The organism is Chryseolinea sp. H1M3-3 (assembly GCF_029360725.1).
GTDB lineage: Bacteria > Bacteroidota > Bacteroidia > Cytophagales > Cyclobacteriaceae > Chryseolinea.
Genome location: NZ_JARKMY010000001.1, coordinates 1,076,128 through 1,099,704 on the forward strand (window position 1 = coordinate 1,076,128; position 23,577 = coordinate 1,099,704).

The following is a 23,577-nucleotide window of genomic DNA, read 5'->3' on the forward strand; positions in this document are numbered from 1 at the left end:
ATCTTAATTCAATCGCCTTAAAATTCCAGCCCATCCGCCCCCTGATGCCAGCTGTATTTTAATTTTATTTCCGGCGCTGATTTTAATCACTTCTCTTTTGTAGTCCGTCGCTTCCCGGTCAGCATTGACTCCATCCTTAAATATTTCTGCTTCGTATGTTCCTTTAGGGAGGAAAGAAAAATCTAATGTCAGCTCACGCGCGTTCCAGTTGGTCATGGCACCAACGTACCAGGTATCCGCCTTTCTCCTCGCAAGCGCAACATACTCCCCGACCTTGCCATCCAATGCTACCGTTTCATCATAAACGGTTGGAAACTTGGCAATAAAATCAGTGCTTTCTTGCTCCTTCATGTAAATCGTCGGATTGTCTGAAAGCATTTTCAACGGTTCCTCAAAGATAACATACATGGCCAGCTGGTGGCAGCGCGTACCCTGACTCATAGGGGAGGCATGGATTGGCCGGAAGTTCGTTTTGTTTGCATTTCTCATAGCCCCGGGCGTATAGTCCATCGGCCCGGCAACCATCCGGATAAAAGGTATGGTTACATCATACCTCGGAACATCATCTCTCGCCCATTTTGTGTTTTCCATTCCCTTCACTCCTTCAAATCCTATAACGTTGGGATAGGTGCGTTGAAGGCCTGTCGGTTTATACATGCCATGCAAATCGATCATTAATTTATGCCTGGCTGCTTTCTCCGCAATTTCATAGGTTGATGCGACCATCTTCTGATCGTCACGGTCCAGAAAGTCGATCTTAAATCCTTTTACCCCCATTTTCGAATACTTCTCAAATACGTCGTCAATTTGTTGAGTAAGTGCATACCAAGTAGCCCAAAGAATAACACCAACACCTTTTTCCTTTCCGTAGGTAACGATCTCCTCCATGTCAATCGTCGGTGATACTTTTGTCATATCCGTACTAACGGACCAACCTTCGTCCATTACAATATATTCCAACTTGTTTGCAGCAGCGAAATCTATATAGTACTTATAAGTAGCCGTGTTTATACCGGCCTTAAAATCCACGTGGGAAATATTCCAGTTGTTCCACCAGTCCCAAGCGACTTTTCCGGGCTTAATCCATGATACATCAGCAATGCGTGGAGGAGATGCAAGTTTTTGCACAATATCGTTATCCAGTAATTCCCTGTCTTGCTCGCTGATCACAACGGCGCGCCATGGAAAGCTTCGGGTACCCTTGGTTTTTGCAATGTAATCTGCGCGTTTAGTTACCATAAGGTTCATCATATTAAAACCACCTTGCTTTTCTTCCAACGGAAAAGGTGCAAACTCGCCAACCAGGCCCTGCCGTGTCTCTTGATTTACATTAATGAACATGCCTGGATAATCCTCCAGGTCCGCTTCAAGGATCAACGCTTTCTTCCCATCGCCTATATCGACAAGCAGTGGTAAGAATGCAAGGGTGTCATTATTGAATTTTGAGATGTTAGTTTCCTTGTAAAGTGACTCAAACGAATTGACGTAGATCTCCGTCCCTCGCAAGTCTTTGACAAAAGGGATAAAAGCTTTGTGATCCTCCGTAAAGTTGAAGTTGACCACCTCATTCTTAACTGTCAGGTCTTCCTTTTTCGACGTAAATAATCTGTAAGCAACACCATCATTATAAGCCCGGACAAGTAATCCATAATCACCTTTTAAGCGGACCGTCAACTGATTGTACTCGTCGGGAATAACATTTTTTTTATAGTTAATGGCATTAATTGTTCTTTTAACTTTTTCCATTTTAGAGGAAGAAATTTTTGGGTCTGCACCCAGCACTTCTCCACTTTGCAACTGAAGGGCTATCGCAGAAGGCGTAATGATTTGTTCCCCTTTGTGTGTAACTGACCACGTTAACTGGCTACCCGCTTCGACTTTCACAACAATTGCACCATCGGGTGACGCAACCTGCAATATTCTTCCATTTTGCGCGTAAATAGAAATTGTACACAGGAAAATCATTGTGAGACTAACAACAAGGTTCTTCATGTTGATTATTTTATGGTTGGTTGTCCGGTAATCCCGTCACAGACAAATTAAAAGACTCAATCAATATAACGCTAGGGCTTATTTGCGAATTAATCCATGGATAAATTTAATCCTACACTACAGCGATTTGATCAGGCCGATATAAAGATCGGTCAGAGAATTTTCGGCTTTGCCAGCGACTGCAATTATTTCTTCAATGTTAGCAGGCTGTAGGTTGTCGGGATCGCAATCATCAGTTAGAACCGAAATAGCACAACACGGCAGCCCCGCATGATTGGCTACGATAACTTCCGGTACGGTACTCATACCAACAACATCGGCGCCAATTCTTTGAAGATAACGGTACTCAGCACGGGTTTCCAAGTTTGGCCCAGACACGCATGCATATACACCAACATTAAGTTTGATGTCTTTTTGCCTGGCAATGCTTACTAACTTTTCATTAAGGATTTTTGAGTAGGGTTGACTCATGTCTGGAAAACGGGGGCCGAGTTCATGGTAATTTTCACCGCGCAACGGATTGTCTGGCTGCAGATTAATATGATCATCGATCAGCATCAGCTCACCTTTCTTCCATTTTAAATTCATGTTTCCAGCCGCATTGGAAATGAGGAGATTTTTTACTCCCAGTGCTTTCATCACCCGAACAGGCAATGTGATTTGCTGCATGGAATATCCTTCGTAATAATGATAGCGGCCTTGCATGGCCAGTATCTTTCTCCCGCCAATCTCACCATACACCAGTTTCCCCTTGTGAAATTCAACCGTCGAGTCCGGAAAATGAGGAATGTCTTTATAGTCGACAATCACAGGATCTTTAACATGTTGGATAAATCCATTACCAAGTCCTGTCCCTAAAATTACGCCTATTTCAGGGAGTTTAACGCCGAGATTTAAAATGTAATCAGCTGCTTCTTTAATTTGCTTAATCATAACGCAATATAACCGTTGTACAGTACCGTAGTAATCTTGCAATTATAATTAAGATCAGTTATCTCAATAAACTACCACTTAAACGGAGCAATTCTATTTCAGCGACTTTGGCAAGATAACGCGCATTGATAAGACGGGTATATGCCTCCGCTAAGCTCTGCTGTGCTGTACGCAGCTCAACAAAAGTAGTGGCACCGCGCTTGTAAGTTTCCAAAGCAATGGAAACGTTTTCCTTCGCCAGAAAAATATTCTCTTCTTCAATCAGTAATATTTTTTTTGCATTGTCGTAGCTCACAAATGCATTTTGTAATCCAACATTCACATTTGTTTTTAGTTGGTCATAAGTTATTCTTTGCCGACTAATATTGAGTTTTGCTTGTTGGATCAGGCGTCGTTGATTAAAGCCGGTTAGAATCGGGAAGTTCACGGAAAATCCGTAGTTGTAACCCTCACTTTGATTATACACGGGAGAGAATGGATTAAGCAGTCTGGTATTATCTGTTCGCTGAAAATTGTAAGAAGTGTTAAAATCGATAAAGGGTAATAACTCCGCTTTACGTTCTCTACTGGAGAGACTTGAGATTCTTATTTCACTTCTTGCAGCCTGTAATCCAAAATTTGTGTTTTCAAGGTTGCTGGAAAGTTCTTCCTGGCGGAGATTGAGGTTCATGATAATAGTATCAGAAACTTCATACTGCGTGGGTAACTGCAATCCTACCAACGCATTCAGCTGATCTTTAAGTTGGAGGATCAATACTTGTTGTTGTATGGCTTGCGTACGTTGAGCATTATAGTCAACCTTGGCTTGAAGCAATTCAGGTTTAGCGCCCATCCCAACCTGTAATTTTCTTTCAGCAAGTTTAACCCGTTCTTCGCTAACCGACATTTGTTCCTGGATTGCCTTAAGCTGTTGTTTTTGTCGAATAATATCAAAATAGTTAGAGGCTACAGAGGCAATTGTATTTACCATTTGGTCTTTTACCAACAACTCACCTTGCTCTGCAATTGCTGCGATGCGTTCCCTGGTTGCAAACATTCTTGTTCCATCAAACAGTGTCCAGGTAAGTTGTGCAGACGCGTTGGTGTTATTAGCTTCAGCTTTTCCGGTAATATTTCTGGACTCATCCGCAAATCTTAATTCCTGGTCATTACTGTTCCATACAGTCGTACCAACCGCGTTTATTTGAGGAAGAAAGGCACCAAATGCATATTTATTATCTGTTGCCGCAGCTTCTGAAACGTTTTTGGATAATTGAACATCATAATTTTTTTCAAGCGCTAAGGCAATGATCTGTTCAAGCGGTATTTCTTCCTGAGAAAACGAATGGTGAAAAGCAAAAACGAAAGCAAGCAATAAGACTCTATGCATCATAAACCAATTCCTTATTAGGCTGAATTATTTCCTGATCAAATGATACATGTTTAGGTTGCCTTGATAAATATGAATACATCGCCGGGATAACAAATAAAGTAAGCACTAACGAAAACATAATTCCTCCCACAATTACAATTCCCAGCGGCTGGCGACTTGTCGAAGCTGCGCCAATTGACAAGGCTAAAGGCAAGGATCCTAACGCCATGGCTAAGCTCGTCATCAATATAGGGCGCAGGCGGAGTTGGGAAGCTTCTAATACAGCTTCAACTTTAGATAACCCCTCCTCCCGTTTTTGATTGGCAAATTCCACAATCAGAATTCCATTTTTAGTTACCAGTCCAATCAGCATGATCATACCGATCTGCGAAAAAATATTGATCGTTTGGCCAAATATGGCCAAGGCAAGGATAGCACCGGCAATGGCAAGCGGAACTGTGAACATAATGGTCAGCGGATCAACGAAACTTTCAAACTGCGCAGCCAAAATCAAATAAATAAGAATGAGCGCAAGTAAAAAAGCAAAAGTGGTATTGCTGGAACTTTCGGAAAGATCACGTGACGTACCCGTTAAAGAGGTTGTAAAAGTATCATCCAATACCTGGGCCTTGATTTCGTCCATCACCTTAATACCGTCCCCTACGGTTTTGCCAGGCGCAAGCCCCGCTGAAATTGTCGCAGATTTATAGCGATTAAAGTGATACAGGGAAGGCGGCGTTGTTGACTCCTCAACAGAAACGACATTGTCAAGTGAAATCAACTGACCGGATACTGTTCTTACGTACAAGTTTTTCAAATCATCAGGATCATCACGGTCAACCCGCGTTACCTGACCCATCACCTGGTATTGCTTACCCTCCTTTGTAAAGAATCCAAAACGAAGGTTACTATAGGCAAGCTGTAACGTTTGGGCTATGTCCTGAACACTTACCCCCAGCTGTGCAGCTTTCAGCCGGTTGATTTGAACACGCAACTCAGGCTTGTTGAATTTTAAATCCATATCAACGCCTTGAAGCACCGGGCTTTGGTTAGCCGCCTCTAAAAACTTTGGCAGCACTGCTTTTAATTTTTCAAAATCATTATGTTGAATTACGAACTGAACGGGCTGGCCTCCACGGCGGTTAACCGCAATAGTTTGTTCTTGAATAACGAACGCTCTTCCCTCTGGAAAACGGTTTAAGTTCCGACTCACCATATCTACAATTTCCTGCTGCGATCGCGCTCGCTGACTTGGGTCGCTAAGGGTCACCCGCACAAAGCCCATGTTCACAGCACCAGCGCCCGAAAAACCAGGAGCCGTAACGGAAAGTGCTGTTTCATATTCAGGAATAGAATCTTGTACAAATTGAACCATCTTTTGTACAAACTGGTCCATGTAATCAAAAGAAGTTCCCTCCACAGCAGTAAGTTGTAGGCGGAACTGATTTCGATCTTCCATCGGAGCTAATTCCGACTGAAGATTGGTGCCCACGAAATATGCAGAAGCAATGCATAGTGCGATAATAATAAATGATATCCACCGTACGCCCATGAAAGCTCCCAGCCATCTGCGATAGCCATTTTCCATGGCATTGAAGAAAGGTTCCGTTTTATGATAAAACCAGGAGTGCTTGTGTTTGCTTCTTGTCAACTTAACACTCAATACCGGTGTTAATGTTAACGAAACAAAACAAGATACGAGTACAGCACCCGCCACCACAATTCCAAATTCGCGGAACAACCGTCCTACAAATCCCTCCAGAAAAAGAATCGGGAGAAAAACAACGGCCAGGGTAATGGACGTCGATATAACGGCGAAGAAGATTTCTTCAGAACCTTCTTTTGCTGCCTGATATTTATTCATCCCGGATTCGAGCTTTTTATAAATATTTTCGGTCACTACAATTCCGTCGTCCACCACAAGACCCGTGGCCAAAACAATTCCAAGCATGGTGAGCACGTTAATGGAGAAGCCACACAAATACATGATAAAGAAGGTGGCTATAAGAGAAACTGGAATATCAATGAGCGGGCGAATGGCAATGATAAAATCACGGAAGAAAAGATAGATGATCAGCACAACAAGAATGATGGAGATCAAGAGCGTTTCTTCCACTTCGGTAATAGCCCGCTTGATGAACTCCGTCTGATCCATTGCTACTTTAAGACTAATATCAGCCGGCACATCTTTTTCAATTTGTTCCAGGCGTTTATAAAATTCATCCGATATCTCCACATAATTTGCACCTGGTAACGGAACGATGGCCAATCCAACCATCGTCACATTACTTTCGCGACCTTGCGACTCCTCGTTCTCCGGGCCAAGCACAGCTTCGCCTATATTTTTCAGCCTGATTTCTCCTTGCGGACCCGATTTGATAATTACATTTTCGAAATCCTCTTCTGTATAGAGCCGTCCAAAAGTCCGCACGGTTAATTCCGTGTTGTTGCCCGCAATCTTTCCAGACGGCAGCTCAACGTTTTCCTTATTTAGGGCAGCTTGAACATCTAACGGTGTAAGGCTGTAAGCACTCAGTTTAGTCGGGTCAAGCCAGATTCGCATGGCATACCTTTTCTCACCCCAAATTTGAATGCTGCTCACGCCAGGGATGGTTTGTAATCGCTCAACCAAAGTGTTTGTTGCATATTCAGTCAGTTGCAATGCATTACGCGAATTACTTCTTACAGTCATAGAAAGTATAGCGTCAGCGTTTGCGTCTGCTTTTGATACGACCGGCGGCGTAGTGAGATCCTGAGGTAATTGTCTAACCGCCTGAGAAACTTTATCCCGTACATCGTTCGCTGCCGTTTCAAGGTCGACACCTAATTCAAATTCGATATTGATATTGCTGATCCCTACACTTGAAGACGAAGTGATATTTTTTATTCCAGCGATTCCATTGATCGATTTTTCAAGGGGTTCCGTAATTTGTGATTCTATGATGTCGGAATTAGCCCCGGAATAAGAAGTTCTAACATTCACATTCGGCGGATCTATTGCCGGGTAATCTCTGATACCCAAAAAATTAAAACCAATAATCCCGAACAACACAATGAGAATGTTCATCACAAATGCTAGAATGGGTCGCCTCAAGCTTAATTCTGAAATATTCATAACCCTAGTTGTTTAGCCCGATCACTTTTTATTAGTGACGCGTGCAATTTTTATTTTTGAATCTGGCCGTATGGCCATTAGCCCTGTGGTGACAACAGTATCACCAACTTTTACTCCGCTTGTAACGTGAACAAAAGCGGAATCACGCACGCCTGTTTCTACCACTGCATAAACTGCGCTATCCCCGCGAATAACGATAACTTGTTTATTTCTGGCGGTAGGGATAACGGACTGGGTAGGCACCATCAATGCATTGGTATTTTTACCCAATTCCAAATTCACTTTGGCAAAAACGCCTGGTATTAGCTCCGGATGTTTTTCGTCTACCAGGGCACGCACTTTAAGCGTACGGGTGTTTTGATCGACGCTGTTTTCAGTGGCAATAACCTTTGCTTTATGGTAACTCTTTCCACCGTCTACCTGGAAGCTTACTGTATAGCCTGTGGAAATTTCCTTGGCATATTTTTCAGGAATGGAGAATTCTAGTTTTAGTTTATCGACCTGGCGGATTACCGTGATGATATCGTTGGGAGCTATGTATGCGCCTAGACTTACATTTCGTAAGCCTGCACGGCCCGTATAGGGTGCCCGGATTTCAGTTTTAGAAATTGCAATTTTTGTTGACTCAATATCGGCACGAAGGTTCTCTACATCCAACGCGCTTAAATCATAATCCTGCTGACTAATACCTTGAATCTTTAACAGCTCACCACTCCGTTCTTCAGACTTCTCCTTAATCTTTAATTGAACCTCGAGCTTGCGTAGCTGTGCTTGCAAATCCTCGTCGAACAATTTTACCAGCAAAGTACCTTTGTTGATGACAGATCCTTCAACAATATTTAGCTGCACAATCCGGCCACCGACTTCCGAGCGAATTGCAGTTTCTTCAAACGGAAGCAATGACCCCGGTACTTCAATGTTTTCACTGATGGACCTTTCGGATACCACAAAACCATCCACAGCAATCGGTCCAGAAGCTCTGCCTCCACCACCAGCCGGCCGTTGAGGTTTCTTATCGTTACAAGACGTCATCAATAGTAATGTTATCGCGAATGTCCCTACAAATCGAAGTGTTATGTACATATGAAATTCCTAGACGTTTTAGTAACAAGCTTACTGTTAATCCGGTTCTGCGGTCTTACGAATGCATTGAAATAAAGTGTTGGTGCAATGCGATCACCTGGGGGATTAAAAGTATTGTCTCGTCGTTTTGAATCATAAAATCAGCTCGTTTCAATTTCACTTCCTCAGGCATTTGATTTTTAATGATTGCCAGTATCTGATCTGCAGTACGATGATGGTCTCGCTTAAGTACTCGTTGTACGCGTAGCGATTCAGGTGCGTGAACAACGATAACCTTATCCAGCAATTGATGCGAGCCCGATTCAAAAAGCAAGGCCGCCTCTTTTAATACATAAGGATGATTAACCTGATGCGCCACCCATTGTTGGTAGTTTAAACCTACTCGAGGATGAACTAAACTATTTAATGTTTTAAGTCGCGCTGAATCATTAAAAACTGTACCAGCAAGATACGACCGATTTAGGCTTCCATCTTCATTATAAGACAATACTCCGAATTCTTTCTTGATCTCTGATACGAGTATTCCATCGGTGGTCATTAGTTCTTTCGCATGGCGGTCTGCATCATACACAGGCACGCCCAGACATTGAAAGATTTTACATACCAAACTCTTACCCGAACCTATGCCACCGGTAATACCAACTTGAATTGGAGGTTTCAATCGATTTAAAATTTTACAGAGATAGAATCCAATTTAACAACGCGAGAGTATGGAGGAAGACCTTCAATTTTCGGTAATATTTTTTTCTCACCCTTGGTTATATTTTTTAAATCGACCAACGCCCGCAAAGAATCGACAGAAAAGGATTTCTGAAATGACTGGGGTACAGCTGCCGTGAATGCGAGCTTTTTTTCTCCAATGACAGTCCATGCGTTCTTCGGAGGATTAATGATTTCAAGTTTAACAGAATCTTCAACTTCAATGTATCGATCCACCCGAAAACTAACGGATACGGTAGGGGGATTTCGCTTGATAAGCTCATCATTCAAAAACTTTACTTCAACGTCATCGGAAAAATCTTCGTCAATGTTTCGGGCGTCGAGCTTTAAATCGACTTTGGCGGGTAAGCTGTTGATCAATTTTACCGGACCTTCAATGAAGACAGAATCCGGGGAGATTTGAACCTCACTTATCAACCCATAACCACCCTTAAAAAGCAACGTAGGAGTATCGATTTGCAACGTTATCCATTTACTGGATTTAGGTTCGATGGCTACGTGCAAGGTGTCGGTGAGGACAAAGTTTATGGCAAAACCCTCAGGCTGATTTAACACCAACGCGGGCAAGGTACTGCCCACAATTTTCTTGACTTCACTGGGCTGCGGCAGCGGTACCACCAGGGGTGGTATTTTCAAACCGGCACTTCGCCGAAACAGGTTCCAGCCTACTCCGGTTACATTAAAGCGCACCGCTTCCGGCAATGGTCTTACGGCAATGTAGTTCTCCTGGTCGTAATCGAATACCAGAGGTAGATTGATGTTTGTAGTATAGCTTTTATTAAGGGCATTAAAAAACCAAAAGACCGTAGCAGCAAAAATGCAAAGTGCTACGGCCTTCCAATTTCTTCTGTGAAATCTAAGCAGGTTGAATATGGATTGAATGAAACTCATTACATACTTAGACGCTAGGTTAAGTCAATCTTTATTTCTTGTTAGCTGCTTTGGTGGCATCCAGCGAAATCGCGGATTTATTAAAACGAATTCTTCCGCCTTTTTCCACTTCAAGAATAAATGTATCGCCATCAAGTTCGGCCACATAACCATGTGCACCGCCAATGGTAATAACATAGTCACCTTTCTTAACCTCCTCGATAAACTTCTTTTGATCTTTAGCCTTTTTTTGCTGGGGGCGGATCATGAAGAAATAAAACACCAGTATAATCCCACCGAAAATTACATATTGAAATATGGGGTTGGATTGTTGTTGGGCTTGTAGCAGAATGCCGTACATAGATTTTGATTTTTAAGAGGTCAAAGTTATCTCAATTAAAACAAACATCCCAATCTACCTTTCGGTGGATTGGGATGTTTGGGTGAAAAATTGAGGATCTATTTCTTTACTGGACCTTCTGTTGATGTTGAAGCCTTGGGCAATACCATTGCTTTAAATCGCAATACAGTTTGCTTTGGCCAGGTATTGGCAGTTACGGTTACTGTTTTGTTCTGAACATTAGGCTTTCCGTTCGAATCGAATTTTGCTTTCACAAAACCAGTTCCACCTACCGGAATAGGATCTTTGCTCCAATCAGGAACCGTACAGCCACATGATCCCTGAGCATTTTGAATTATTAACGGAGCCTCACCTGTGTTTTTAAAGGAATAAGTATGCTCTACCACTTCCCCTTCATTGATGGTTCCGAAATCATGTTCCATTGTGGAAAATTCCATTACAGGAGTCGGACCTTCAGGTTTCGCTTCAGGAGCAGGTGCCGCAGGTGTAGCGGTAGCAGATGTTAACTCAGGTGTTTTCTTCCCTTCCAATTCTGCCAGGCGACTTTCAAGCTGCGCAATTTTCTTCTCAGCATCACGATCTTTGCATGCCGTTGCCAATAGGATCAGCAGGCTAAAAAATACAAAAGATTTCAAAACGTTTTTTGTCATATTTATTCCTTTATAGGTTCAAGTTCAGTATCCTAACCCTTTTTGCCGCGAATCTGTTCCAATAGCTCATCAACATCTTCCAGTAATCGTTCAGCTTTATTCTTTGCCTCATCTACTACCTTTTGACCTTGTGACTTTGCCTCACTGGTAAGAGGGGTTTCTCGGCCTGAAACGAAATCGTCGATCAAGTTTTCCAACATCTTGCGATACTTATCCAATTGGTAGGATAATTTCTCGCGTGTGTTGGTACCCTTATCAGGCGCATATAAAATTCCAAGTATTGCTCCCGCAGCTGCTCCGAAAAGGAACGCCATCATCGCATTTCCGCTTTTTTTGCTCATAAACTTTTTAAAATTAATTACAGTCTGAATGCAAATTCAAAATTTTAACAATTTTTAACAAATCATGTAAGGAAGGAGGGCATTCTACACTTTTACATCGCGTTATCGGGGGATGACCAACATATGATTCCGATGCAAAGACAAAAAATCTCGCTTCTTCGTATTATCATTTGTTATCGATCAAACCGCGACCGCTCTTTTTCACATCACCGGTGGTTTTTAGTTCTTTAGAAATAACGTCCAAAATACCATTTATAAACTGGCGGCTTTTTGGTGTGCTATAGTTTTTGGCCAGTTCAATATATTCATTGATGGAAACCTTCACGGGTATATTGGGAAAGAGAATCAATTCCGCAATGGCCATTTCTAAAATGATGCGGTCTGTTAAAGGCAAACGATCCACTTCCCAATTCCGGGTATTGTTTGCTATTAATGCCTTATATTTTGCCTCCAGCTGCGAACCCCGGCTATAAAGCTTCTCTATAAAATCCTTATCATCGTCCCAATTTACCGATAGGGTGTGCAAGGTAAGACTACCGGTTCCGCTGGGGTCAAAAGATTTAATCGTTTTTTCAACGAGCCCTTTAACGATTTCCTTGTCTTCGGCCCATCGCTGGACCTCTTCCTCAAAATATTCATTGATAACGGTTTTGCCCAATATTATCTTTTTAAAAAGATGATTGGCAAATCTTTTTTGGTCTTCCAATGAAGGGCTTTTTTTGTCAAGGTAGTGTAGGTACTCCGTTTCCTGCCGGATCACATCGCGGAACCAAACGCGTACACGGTCCATCTTATCACCCCACGGATTCCCCAGCTTCTTAACTTCCTTCTTAAGATCACCACTGTCTCGCAGACCCTGTATCCATTTATTGTTGACGAAATTTTTATGGCTAACTTTTTTATCGGCTTCAGCTAATTCTAAAAATTCAACCGCTAACGTAAGGACTGCAACATAACGTTCGTAAATTTTCTCGACTTCACTTACAAGATTTTTGGCAAAGAATGCCATGTCTTTCTTAGACTGCGTCTGGTAAAATATCAAACATTCATTTACTGCTTTTTTTATTCTCAGATCTTGATGATCAATAGAAGATTCATCGTTTGCAAAGGCATCTTTAAAAAGCTGAAGCGCTTGTTTTCTCTGCGACGCTAGTTGTGTTCTATTTTGAACTTCCATCGAATTTAAATCCGGCGAAAGCATCTCATTTATCTTCTCCAGGCATAATTCGTAATTAGCATCTCTGCACTGCTGGAGTGCGAATAAACTTTGCATTACTTTAATCCGGAGACTTCTTCTGTTAAGCATGATAAAGAACTACTTTATAATAGGGAACAAAAATAGAACATCCCAATAGGTTTCACAATGTTACCTCGTGATACTTATGACATTTCTTGCGTTTTGCTTTATAAGAACTGCTGCACATCGCCTAAACCCTCTCGCATCACGACAATTTGTCCGCCGGTACAATCAATTACGCTGGAAGGAATGTTGTTACCTGGTCCGCCATCAATGACCAAATCAACTGAATGCTTGAAATCTTCAAAAATCTCTTCAGGATCTGTGGTGTATGCTTTGATAATGTCATCATCCTTAATAGAGGATGTGATCAGCGGGTTCCCAAGCAGTGAGACAATAGCACGAGGAATGGCATGATCGGGTATTCTGATGCCCACGGTTTTTTTGTTGATGTCAAGTATTCTGGGCACTCTGCTGCTGGACTCAAGAATAAAGGTATACGGTCCCGGTAGCGCTTTTTTCAAAATCTTAAAAACAGGCGTATCAATACGCTTTACATATTCAGAAATATGGCTGAGGTCGTTGCATATAAAGGAAAGATCCAGCTTTTGCGGTTTGATATTCATTACCTGGCAAAGACGTTCTATGGATTTTCGATTCATAAGGTCGCAACCAATTCCATAAATCGTATCGGTGGGATAAATAATAATCCCGCCGTCTTTGAGTACGTTCACCGCATGTTGAATCTTTCTACCTTCGGGATTTAACGGATGGATTTTTAATAATTCAGCAGGCATTTTAAAGTTGATCGGTTATCAAATGAACCACAACAGCAAGATACTGTTATGGATACTAAAAATTGATATCCCTTAAGCTGGATTGACAAGATTACGGTCAACTAACTATGTTTTATTATTTTTGAAGTCTAAGTGCTGAATATGAAGTTTAATAAGCGTCTGATTTTCTTCCTTGTCATCTCCGTCTTAGGAATATCGTTTACCTTTTACGCCTATCAAGTCGTTTACACCCCCAACATCTTGGTGGACCGTGAAGACCGGTTATTAATCATTAAAGAAGGCGATACATTCAAAGATGTGCAACAGGAAATCCATGAAGGTAATTATGCACAGGATTTGATCTCCTTTAGCTTTCTGGCTAAGCTGATGAATTATGATAAACAGGTTAAACCTGGCCGATACTTGTTGAAACGGAATATGAGCAACTTGCGGGCTATCCAACTGTTAAAATCCGGAGCTCAGGAGCCCGTTCGGATTACGTTTAATAATGTTCGGCTCATTCGTGAATTGGCAGAGAAGATCACAAGAAATTTGGGTATGACGCCGGAGGAATTTGAAGCAGCCTTAATTCAGTTTGCCATGTCAAATTCCTATGGGTTAAACAAAGAAAATATTCTGGTGATGTTCATTCCAAATACGTACGAAGTGTATTACAATATTTCACCGGAGGCGCTTGTAAAAAGGATGTACGGTGAATACGACAAGTTCTGGAACGACGAGCGGAAGGCAAAAGCAAAAAAAGTGGGATTAACACCGCTGGAAGTTTCAATATTAGCTTCTGTAGTTCAGGCAGAATCCGTTCGGGAAGATGAGGCCCCCATTATTGCAGGACTTTACTTAAACAGATTAAAACAAGGTATTCCTCTTCAGGCCGACCCCACGCTTGTTTTCGCTGTGGGTGATTTTTCATTGAAACGCATCTTAAACGTTCATAAAGAAATTGACTCGCCATATAACACATACAAGTACGCGGGGCTGCCACCAGGGCCAATCAACATGCCAGAGATTTCATCGCTCGAAGCCGTGTTAAATTACTATCAAAGTGATTATATCTACATGTGCGCGAAAGAAGATTTCTCAGGTCGCCACAATTTTACCAGCGATTATAAAGAACATATGAATAATGCAATTCGATATCAGAGAGCGCTTACCATTGAACAACGGAAAGGTGCCGCATTAAAAAAACGTTGAACGAATGTACAGATCAGAAACAACGGTAAGGGTACGCTATGGAGAAACGGATCAAATGGGATATGTGTACTACGGGTGCTATGCCATGTATTATGAAGTGGCCAGAGTCGAAAGCCTGCGCCAACTTGGATTAACCTATAAGTCGATTGAAGCACAAGGCATCATCATGCCAGTTTTAGAAAATAAGTCGAAGTATATTGCTCCGGCTCGTTATGACGAATTGCTTAGGATTGTGTGTGTTATTCGGGAAAAGCCAGGTATTCGAATTAAGTTTGATTACGAAATTTTTAACGAAGAGAATAAGCTGATTCATATTGGTGAAACACTGTTGGTATTTGTAGATAAACAGTCATCCAAACCCTGTAAACCACCCGAAACCATGGAATCAGTGCTACAGCCTTTCTTTAAATGAAATACAAATACAAACGACTCATATTGCAATGGAATCCAGGCCGGGTAGTGATTAACTGGTTGAAAAAAGTACGCTTTAAAAAATATGAAAACGTTTCTCTTTATAAAATTTTAAAAATCTTCTTACGCAATTTGCTCAATGACGACATAGGTGATCGGGCCAACAGCGTAGCGTTCAATTTTATTCTTGCCATCTTTCCTGCGATCATTTTTTTATTCACGCTAATTCCATACGTCACACAGTTTTTTCCCGAGATCAATACAGAGAGCATCATGGAATTTCTTGGGCAACAAATTCCGCCAAGCATGTTTGAAGTGGTGTCTTCCACCGTGCAAGATATTGTAAGCAACCAACGCGGAGGTTTGCTGTCATTGGGTTTTCTTTTCTCCATTTACCTTTCGACTAATGGAATGATGGCGTTGATGCGTGCATTCAATGCTTGTTATCGAACGATAGAAAACCGGAGTGGTCTAAAAACACGACTTATTGCAACTGGACTAACCATTAATTTAACTTTTGTGCTTTTTCTGGCCATTATTCTCTTGGTCGTAGGACAATTCATTCTGGAGGCCTTTATGGCTAAACTTCCCACCGTAGGCTGGATTAATATGAGTTATTTTACAGTCGTTCTTTTGTTCATCGTCCGCTTCATCACCATCTTCATTGCCTTTTTCCTGGCAATTTCCTTTATCTATTATTTTGGACCCGCTATTCATTACAACTGGAGATTCTTTTCGGTAGGTTCGCTGCTGGCCACTTTTCTTTGTCTAGCCGTATCGTATGGGTTTTCCTTTTATGTAACCAACTTCGGAACCTATAATAAAGTGTATGGTTCCATTGGGGTATTAATTGCCATCATGGTTTGGATTCAGTTAATAACAATTGTACTCTTGGTGGGATACGAAGTAAATGCGAGTATCCATGATGCAATTCGGAAAGAAGCGCTATGGAACACAAGAATGCATCGATTGAAGAAAATAAATTAGGGGCGCTCTAAAACTATGTTTGGCTGGACTAATCCTCTTCCCGTCTCAAAGAACTAGTGAAATTTTAGATGCCCTTAATTTATTCATGAATATTTTTTAGTAATCAATTTTGATCGAGATGGATACGTCATGTGGTGCCGGCAGTGTTCCCCCGAAATAAGGCCACAACATATAATACAAACCTTTGTCACACGTGGTACCGCGTGGAATCGATACTGGCTCCTGATGATTCAGCTGAAACACGTAACTATCCGCAGTAATTTTTAGCTGGTATTTGTTCTCCTCATCAAGCGCAACTGCTCCGATATATTTTTCCTGTCTTACACCATTCACATAGCAGTATGCATAAATCTCCAATTGTTCATTATACCATTGCCACGCAAAACGGGCACTGTTTTCATGGTGAAGCGAATTGCAATCTGAAAATCCCAGGAGTTTGTTTTTTGAATCCTGAAATGCTGTCTCTTCAAAATGATATACGGCTGATTGGTTAAACTTCGCTGTAAAATTAAGAATGTTTGATTGCATACTTTGAACGAGCCTCGGGCTTGCATAGTGCTCACCCTGCTGCATTACAAATGTCCTCGAAAGGTCAGCCTCTTCCTCACAACTCATAAACATAAACATACCAAAAACCAGTATGAGAAGGTTTCTAAACCGAGTGGTTGAAAACATATCGTGGTACAATTGATTCATGCTGCTAAGATCTATCATTTTTAAGCGACACAAATCGGTGATTTCCCTGAATTAAAAAAAATCAGCAGTTGGCAACTTCGCGAGCTTCAATCGGGTAAAAAATGAGCATTTTTCTTTAAAAGGTATAAAAGAGTCCTGAACTTTTACGGGCTAATCATGACATGAATAGGGGTTTACCCTGATTATCATAAATCAATGAATCCAAACAACTGCGATCAATAATGACCACTAAAAATCTGTATTATAAAATTGGGTGAGATAATTTTAGACCAATAGACGGGTAGCCTACACGATAGCCCATGCCAAAAGTAGTGCTTAATTTACGCCAGGTTTTGATCCTCGTTTCCAGACCTGGTACCACTACAAAGAAGTTCTCGTTCACCATTCCAAGCCGCGCGGTCGCAAAAAAATCTATTTTCTGACTTTTGGCGAGCGGTATTTGAAACAATACCCCGTAAAATGCATCATTTAATTCCCCACTTTCCTTTCCTTGGTTTAAAATGCCGGTCTGATAAAATGCGCCAAGTCCCCATTTCCCTTTTGTTTCAAATGTAAGACCACCTCCATACAAACATCGTGGGGCAGTTTTTTCCAATCCCATAGAGAGATGAAGTGTTTGGCTTTTGGCTACAGTGATAAAACCAATCAGAATGATTGTTACAAACAAGCGCATCTTAAAAATCGATAATTCGCGATGGGTACTTTGAATAAGGGACCATATTTCAGACAGCTTCAATAACATTTTTACATACATTTCTGTGATTTGGACAGATCTTATCGCAGAAATCCAAAACTCACACCCACATTGATGGATGTTGCATTGGCTACTTTGGTGTTTTCAAAGAAATCATCAGCGTCCTGGCCCATAGCCCACGAGTAGCGAGCTTCGGCAAATATGTGAACGAAGTCATGCATCTGTGGTAATCGCCATTCAATACCGCCGCCCACTGTTCCGCGGGTCATGGAGATTTTACCTATATAAGGAGCGGAAGAAGCGCTATAATTGATTTTTGCGTCTGGGTTGTTATAATATCCGAAGAATTTTAAAGTACTATAGTCAATACCACCTGAAACGTATGGATTAATTGCTTGACGGGATTTGTTAATAAATTTTAAAGGATAAACATTTAATTGCAAAGCCGACTCTACCATGTTGACGGTTTGCTTTACGCTGGAATTTGAATAATAAAAACCTGCCGCCTGAAGCCTGGTCTTTACAAGTTGATTACCCATCACAAACCCTAAACTTCCGCCTTCTTCCATAACAGCCATGTTGTTAAGAGCAGGTAAATCGCTGGTAAGCTTGGTTGATTTCATGCCAAAATTTGCCTCAAATCCAAAATACCGGTAGTTCGAATTTCTCATTCCCTGTGCCTGTGCCAACACAGCGTTGAAACAAATCAGAATGAAAAACGAAAGAACTACGAATCCCTTTAATCGATTGCTGAGTATAGATTGTGAATACATAACCTTAACATTTAATGTTATGCTAAGGTGGCGGTTTTTGGAAAGCTTAAAATCGGTAGAATCCCTGAATTGTGTAAAATCAGTTAATCAGGGTTTAAATACAGAACATTGTAATATGCCAAGATACATCCTCGTCCAAAAGTTTGAAACAACCAACTAACCCATGATTTCCTGCGGCAAAACCCTTATGATGATAAGGGTTTCCCCTTACGGAAAATAACTAAAGCCCTACCAGTCGAAATATTCATCCTGTTCGAGTTCAAGCTCTTTCTTTTCTTTCGTGCCTTTATTCTTAAACGCGTCCTTTAGTTCTTGGACTTCTTTTTTCAGATCTGTCGCAATTTTCTTTTTGACAGATTCTGTATCGTATACAACCTTATAATCATCGGTTGTGCCGATTATCTTTAAATATAATTTGCTTTGCCCAGCGCCATCCTCTTGCAATGCTTCCTTTGCTTCGACTGACGTGATGTTCTTATTATTTCGCAGGGGAGCAATGATGCGGTAGTCAATACGTTGATCAAAAGTGTGTGTGCCACTTACCTTTATGGATGTAACATTGGTACGAACCTCCATCTGAGGTATATAAATTGTTTTATTCTCAATATGAATATCATTTTTGATATCTGAAAAACGAAGTTTACTGAGGCCCTCATCATTGAGGTATTTATTCAATTTTTTCATCGGTTCAAAGTTATTCAATTCGCCATTTTTGATGGACATGCTGATATCACTGATAAGCGTTTCCTGGTATAACCTCAAATTCTGATTCAATGTCAATTCCAAGGACACATCCGCATTTGCCTGGCCTTTTAAATGCTTGTCTATGATGAAATTTTGATTAAAATTTTCAAATACATAAAAAATGCTGTCGATGTGAATTCCATTCAGTTGGAAAGTGCTAACCACATCAATCGCCTTATTATTTTTCGCATCCACAATACCGGAAAATTGCATATTACCTCCCATGGAGTTGAACTTAATATTGCGGGACACCGCCATTTCATTTTTAACGAGTAAGTCCCCGCGCAAGGCTGTCGCATAAAACCGGCGGTACCGGAGGGCCTGTACGTCACAATTAAAATTGAGGTTAATGTTTTTTGAGATCTTAAACTCGTATTGTGGTTTTTCACGTGATGATACTTCTTGAGTTTGTTTTCCAAATCCGATAACAAGAAGTTGATCTACGTCCAGGAATTTCGATTTTAGGTCCGTTTCAATACCAATGGGTTGGTTTTCAAATAACAGAAACGTAATAATGTTTTTAAAAAATCCATTGAGAAGAAAATCACTGTTGCCTAATTTTCCTGACACATTGCTTAAGGCTAGATCATTGTTGTTGAATTGCATGTTACCGCTCAGGTTGTGCAGCTTGATTTTATCATCACCGTACGCTAATCCAATATTCTTGAGTTCAATAGTTCCTTGTGTTGAAACTTTTTGGGCAGTAGCTCTCTTTTTCAGCAATCCGATTCTACCCTCAAATGTTACGTTAGCCAGGAGAGATCCAGACACATCACCAATATTTTGAACGGGATAAAAGTCAAGCAGTGATGATGCGTCCACTAGCCCACTGAACGCACATTTAACGCTAGGGTCCTTAAAATCGCGAAGTCTGAAGTCTGCAGTAAACGGCTCATTGTTAAGTTTACCCCGAATATTTTTCAGCTCCAGAACGGCCCTTTCTACATCCAATAATTGAGGGCTTTTAAAAGAGCCCTCCATACTCGCGTCGGTAATCCTGGACTTTGATTCCGGATTGAATACCGTGGCATCTTTAAATCCAAAACTGATTGAAATGGATGGACTCATCTTCCGGCTGATTTGTCCTTTAAGGTGGGCGGTAAGGTAAACGTCTCCTTTGCTTTTATAACGTTGAAACTTCTTTGCTGCAGGCTCAGTGAGCAAAGAAAGTAAGGTCTGGATATCTGTATCCTTTCCGTCTGCTGTAATATCAATTGTATTCTTGTCCTTCCACTTGTAACTTCCTGATACGGTAAACGAAGAACCCCTTACACCCAATGTGGAAGGTTTTATCACAAGAGATTTTTTCAAGTCATCATAAGTCAGGTTGCTTTTGATCTGAAACGATTTTCCAGTAAGAAATTCGTTCTGATTAACGCTTATCTTCTCCGTTGTAAGCTCGCCCTCCGCATCGATGTCGTACACATCGTTTTCAGAGTGAATAGATGCTAAGAGTTCATCACTTTTAAAAATCAGATGCTGAACAGCACTCACATCGATATAATGAACTGTGGTCTTTTCCAGATTAACATCTTTCAACTGAAATTTAACTGTGCTGGCGCTTCCTGATGTTTTATCAGTTTCCTTCAGTATAGTGTAGTTATTCTTGCCTTGCTGATTAATCTTAAGATTCGTTTCGCTATTTCTGATTTTCAGTCCTTCAATGGTATAATCTCCTCTCCATACCCTCATTGGACTTAATTGAAATGAAATTTCGGAAGCAGTTAATAATGGGTACTGACCTTCGTGACTATCTTCAATATAAACATCCTTTAAAACAATCGACAGGTGAGGAAAACTTGAGAACATGGAAATGTCCATCTTACCGATCTTGACAGGTGTATTCAGACCTTTGTTTGCTTCGCGAATAAACTGGCTAATGATTCGTTCCTTAAATAGAAATACCGATACAGTCAACGATAGAAAAAGTACCGCAAAAGTTAATAACGTGTAAAAAAGAATCTTACGAAAAATCTTCAAGCTCAAAAAAATGGGTTTTACAAAAGTACAGACAAAACTTTAACGACCATGACGATAGCTTATTTTGCCTACATCCCTTGCAAAGAATAGTCCAGGAATGTTCTGACGGACTTGAAAGACCAGAATTATCGAGTTAAAATCAATTTTCGTCGATATACCGTTTGGTTATCGGTTGATATGAATCGATTCGACGGTCTCGTAAGAAAGGCCAATGCGTTCGATAAGTGTCGGTTTTATTCAGATCAACTGCTAACACATGAACCTCTTCTTTGTCGTGTGACGCTTGTAGCAAAATTCGGCCGAACGGGTTGGCAATGAAGGAACCGCCCCAAAACTTCATGGCACCCTGTTGCTCAAATCCCACGCGATTCACACTTACTACATGTATTCCATTCGCAACAGCATGACTGCGCTGAATAGTTTGCCACGCGTTGAACTGTTCACTGTTTGTATCTTCATCCTGAGAAGTAGCCCAGCCAATAGCGGTGGGATAAAATAAAATCTCCGCGCCCATAAGCGAGGTGATTCTTGCACCTTCTGGGTACCATTGATCCCAGCATATCAAAACACCAATGGTCGCGAATTTCGTTTTGAAAATCTTGTACCCGAGATCGCCTGGAGTGAAGTAAAACTTTTCATAGTAAGCTGGATCATCAGGGATATGCATCTTTCGATATTTGCCAAGATACGTTCCGTCAGAATCAAGGACGGCGGTAGTGTTATGATAAATACCTTGTGCGCGTTTTTCAAATAATGATGCAATGATTACAACCCCCAACTCTTTAGCTAATTCAGAAAGCGTTTCAGTTGATGGTCCTGGAATTGCTTCAGCTAGGTTGAAATTGTTGTAATCTTCAACATCACAAAAGTAAAGTGACTTGAATAATTCTTGTAAACAGATGATCTGCGCGCCTTTGGCGGCGGCTTCACGAATTTTAACAATAGCTTTATCCAGGTTTTCCTGGGGCACCGCCGAGCAAGCTATCTGCACGATACCTACGTTTACGATTTTACTCACTTAATAAATTTTAGGGTGTAAAATTATAGAAGTAAATCCAGTTATAAAACGTTCATACCGGATACCTCTTCTTCAACCGAAGGGGCGTAAAGTTTCGCAAAAGGCCTTATCAAAAAAAATCGTTGAAAGATTATGCTTCCTGCTCGAGATGAACAAATGATTCATCCTTAGATTCCAAAGCACTTGAGCCCATTAACCAAATATCCACGGCACGCGCTGCCTCGCGACCTTCAGAGATTGCCCACACAACCAGTGACTGGCCTCTGCGGATATCTCCAGCGGCGAAAATGCCTTCTTGTGTAGTTCTATACTGGTGTGTTCTGATGTTGCCGCGCTCATCCAATTCAAGCTTGAGCTCATCGACCATGCCTCCTTTTTCTGCGCCGGTAAAACCGATAGCAAGCAACGCCAATTCACAGGGTATGATTCTTTCTGAGCCAGGGATTTCTTCGAAGCCCATTTTGCCCTGAGCGTTTACACCCCATTTGATGTCAACAATTTTCAAACCTGTAAGACGCCCCATAGAGTCACCAAGAAATTCTTTCGTAAGTATCGCCCACTCACGTTGTACGCCTTCCTCGTGCGAAGAAGATGTCATCAGGACCATCGGCCAAAGTGGCCATGGATTAGCTTCCTCATTGCGTTTTAAAGGTGGCTTTGCCAACAATTCGATCTGCGTTACTGACTTTGCAGTTTGGCGGTTAGAGGTCCCTACACAGTCGGACCCTGTATCCCCACCACCAATCACTAATACATTTTTGCCATTTGCCAGGATCTCCCCAGAAAATATTTTGTCGCCCGCTACGCGTTTGTTCTGTTGCGTTAAAAACTCCATAGCGAAATGGACACCTTTAAATTGTCTACCTGGAATCGGAAGATCTCGCGGTGCAGATGCTCCCCCGCAAATTAGGGTCGCGTCGAACTCTTCTTGTAAATGCTTAGCGCTTATGTTGACACCTACGTGTGCATTCGTCCTGAAAATAACGCCCTCTTGCTCCATCAGCCGGATTCTCCGGTCAAGAACATTTTTCTCTAACTTAAAATCAGGGATACCATATCTTAAAAGGCCTCCTATCCGGTCGCTTCTTTCGAATACGGTTACCCAATGACCAGCCTTATTCAACTGTGCAGCTGCGGCTAGACCGGCCGGGCCTGACCCTACAATAGCGATACGTTTTCCTGTACGGCTTTTAGGTGGAGTAGCCTTGATGTATCCTTTCTCGAATGCCTGCTCAGCTATTGTTTTTTCGATATACTCAATTGTAACCGGTTTATTATTAATGCTCAATACGCAGCTTGCCTCACAAGGTGCTGGGCAAATTCTTCCGGTAAATTCAGGAAAGTTATTCGTGCTGCTTAAAATGCGAATAGCATCATCCCATTTCCCTTGATAAACAGCATCATTGAAGTCAGGAATATTATTTCCAAGCGGACAGCCATTGTGACAAAATGGTACGCCACAATCCATACAACGTGAAGCCTGCTGCTTTACCTTCTCTTTATCGAGTGGTGTATAAACTTCCTTATAATCTTTGAGTCTTTCTTTTGGATCACGAGATTTTGGCATCTCGCGATCAAATTTCATAAAACCATCTATTTGTCCCATGCTATACGTGAAGTATTAATGCGTTCT

At 41.4% G+C, this 23,577-nt stretch carries 21 protein-coding genes; 3 read left to right on the forward strand and 18 right to left on the reverse strand.

The genetic code is table 11. The features are described 5' to 3' along the window. Window positions 1–3 precede the first annotated feature (3 nt). From P2W71_RS04595 to P2W71_RS04650, 12 genes are all read right to left on the reverse strand, one after another. On the reverse strand, window positions 4–1,992 hold the full coding sequence (locus P2W71_RS04595) for a glycoside hydrolase family 97 protein (RefSeq protein WP_276367657.1): 1,989 nt from the start codon (window positions 1,990–1,992) through the stop codon (window positions 4–6). Between the two features lie 117 nt (window positions 1,993–2,109). Beyond that, a complete protein-coding gene (locus tag P2W71_RS04600; RefSeq protein WP_276367659.1) occupies window positions 2,110–2,925 on the reverse strand; it encodes a purine-nucleoside phosphorylase in 816 nt (271 codons plus the stop codon). Between the two features lie 58 nt (window positions 2,926–2,983). Continuing rightward, on the reverse strand, window positions 2,984–4,297 hold the full coding sequence (locus P2W71_RS04605) for a TolC family protein (RefSeq protein ID WP_276367663.1): 1,314 nt from the start codon (window positions 4,295–4,297) through the stop codon (window positions 2,984–2,986). After that, window positions 4,287–7,391 carry an efflux RND transporter permease subunit gene (locus P2W71_RS04610; protein WP_276367665.1) on the reverse strand — a complete coding sequence of 1,035 codons (3,105 nt, stop codon included), beginning with the start codon at window positions 7,389–7,391 and terminating at the stop codon, window positions 4,287–4,289. The genes P2W71_RS04605 and P2W71_RS04610 overlap by 11 nt, the downstream gene beginning before the upstream one ends. A 21-nt stretch (window positions 7,392–7,412) precedes the next feature. Further along, complete coding sequence (locus P2W71_RS04615) at window positions 7,413–8,423, reverse strand: efflux RND transporter periplasmic adaptor subunit (RefSeq protein WP_276367667.1); 1,011 nt, start codon at window positions 8,421–8,423, stop codon at window positions 7,413–7,415. A 106-nt stretch (window positions 8,424–8,529) separates the two neighbouring features. Next, complete coding sequence (gene coaE, locus P2W71_RS04620) at window positions 8,530–9,135, reverse strand: dephospho-CoA kinase (RefSeq protein ID WP_276367670.1); 606 nt, start codon at window positions 9,133–9,135, stop codon at window positions 8,530–8,532. 5 nt (window positions 9,136–9,140) lie between these two features. After that, a complete protein-coding gene (locus P2W71_RS04625; protein ID WP_276367672.1) occupies window positions 9,141–10,085 on the reverse strand; it encodes a hypothetical protein in 945 nt (314 codons plus the stop codon). Window positions 10,086–10,116: 31 nt separating this feature from the next. Continuing rightward, window positions 10,117–10,425: a preprotein translocase subunit YajC gene (yajC, locus tag P2W71_RS04630; RefSeq protein ID WP_276367674.1), complete on the reverse strand. Its 309-nt coding sequence runs from the start codon at window positions 10,423–10,425 to the stop codon at window positions 10,117–10,119. A gap of 98 nt (window positions 10,426–10,523) precedes the next feature. Beyond that, entirely contained in the window at window positions 10,524–11,075 is a 552-nt protein-coding gene (locus P2W71_RS04635) for a DUF1573 domain-containing protein (RefSeq protein WP_276367677.1), read from the reverse strand. Between the two features lie 32 nt (window positions 11,076–11,107). Then, a complete protein-coding gene (locus P2W71_RS04640) occupies window positions 11,108–11,416 on the reverse strand; it encodes a YtxH domain-containing protein (protein ID WP_276367680.1) in 309 nt (102 codons plus the stop codon). Window positions 11,417–11,582: 166 nt separating this feature from the next. Further along, window positions 11,583–12,722 (reverse strand): transcription antitermination factor NusB, encoded by a 1,140-nt coding sequence (gene nusB / locus P2W71_RS04645; RefSeq protein WP_276367682.1) that lies wholly within the window; start codon window positions 12,720–12,722, stop codon window positions 11,583–11,585. 98 nt (window positions 12,723–12,820) lie between these two features. Then, complete coding sequence (locus tag P2W71_RS04650; RefSeq protein ID WP_276367685.1) at window positions 12,821–13,450, reverse strand: L-threonylcarbamoyladenylate synthase; 630 nt, start codon at window positions 13,448–13,450, stop codon at window positions 12,821–12,823. A 141-nt stretch (window positions 13,451–13,591) separates the two neighbouring features. Between P2W71_RS04650 and mltG the strand changes: the two genes are divergently transcribed. From mltG to P2W71_RS04665, 3 genes are read left to right on the forward strand one after another with little or no spacing between them, the layout of a single operon-like run. Continuing rightward, window positions 13,592–14,641: an endolytic transglycosylase MltG gene (mltG, locus tag P2W71_RS04655; RefSeq protein ID WP_276367688.1), complete on the forward strand. Its 1,050-nt coding sequence runs from the start codon at window positions 13,592–13,594 to the stop codon at window positions 14,639–14,641. A 4-nt stretch (window positions 14,642–14,645) separates the two neighbouring features. Continuing rightward, the gene (locus P2W71_RS04660; RefSeq protein WP_276367692.1) at window positions 14,646–15,053 is read left to right on the forward strand and encodes a thioesterase family protein; all 408 of its coding nucleotides are present in this window, start codon (window positions 14,646–14,648) and stop codon (window positions 15,051–15,053) included. After that, window positions 15,050–16,039: a YihY/virulence factor BrkB family protein gene (locus tag P2W71_RS04665; RefSeq protein WP_276367694.1), complete on the forward strand. Its 990-nt coding sequence runs from the start codon at window positions 15,050–15,052 to the stop codon at window positions 16,037–16,039. Before P2W71_RS04660 ends, P2W71_RS04665 begins: the two co-directional genes overlap by 4 nt. A 96-nt stretch (window positions 16,040–16,135) precedes the next feature. On the opposite strand, the gene P2W71_RS04670 is transcribed toward P2W71_RS04665, so the two are convergent. From P2W71_RS04670 to P2W71_RS04695, 6 genes are all read right to left on the reverse strand, one after another. Then, a complete protein-coding gene (locus P2W71_RS04670) occupies window positions 16,136–16,753 on the reverse strand; it encodes a hypothetical protein (RefSeq protein ID WP_276367697.1) in 618 nt (205 codons plus the stop codon). A 223-nt stretch (window positions 16,754–16,976) separates the two neighbouring features. Beyond that, window positions 16,977–17,489, reverse strand: a complete 513-nt coding sequence (locus P2W71_RS04675; RefSeq protein WP_276367699.1) for a hypothetical protein — start codon at window positions 17,487–17,489, stop codon at window positions 16,977–16,979. Window positions 17,490–17,509: 20 nt separating this feature from the next. Beyond that, window positions 17,510–18,202, reverse strand: coding sequence for a hypothetical protein (locus P2W71_RS04680; RefSeq protein ID WP_276367701.1), 693 nt, complete (start codon window positions 18,200–18,202; stop codon window positions 17,510–17,512). A 228-nt stretch (window positions 18,203–18,430) separates the two neighbouring features. Next, window positions 18,431–20,926, reverse strand: coding sequence for an AsmA-like C-terminal region-containing protein (locus tag P2W71_RS04685; protein WP_276367704.1), 2,496 nt, complete (start codon window positions 20,924–20,926; stop codon window positions 18,431–18,433). Between the two features lie 139 nt (window positions 20,927–21,065). Further along, complete coding sequence (locus tag P2W71_RS04690) at window positions 21,066–21,944, reverse strand: carbon-nitrogen hydrolase (RefSeq protein ID WP_276367706.1); 879 nt, start codon at window positions 21,942–21,944, stop codon at window positions 21,066–21,068. A gap of 130 nt (window positions 21,945–22,074) precedes the next feature. Then, window positions 22,075–23,550, reverse strand: coding sequence for a glutamate synthase subunit beta (locus tag P2W71_RS04695; protein WP_276367709.1), 1,476 nt, complete (start codon window positions 23,548–23,550; stop codon window positions 22,075–22,077). Between the last annotated feature and the right edge of the window lie 27 nt (window positions 23,551–23,577).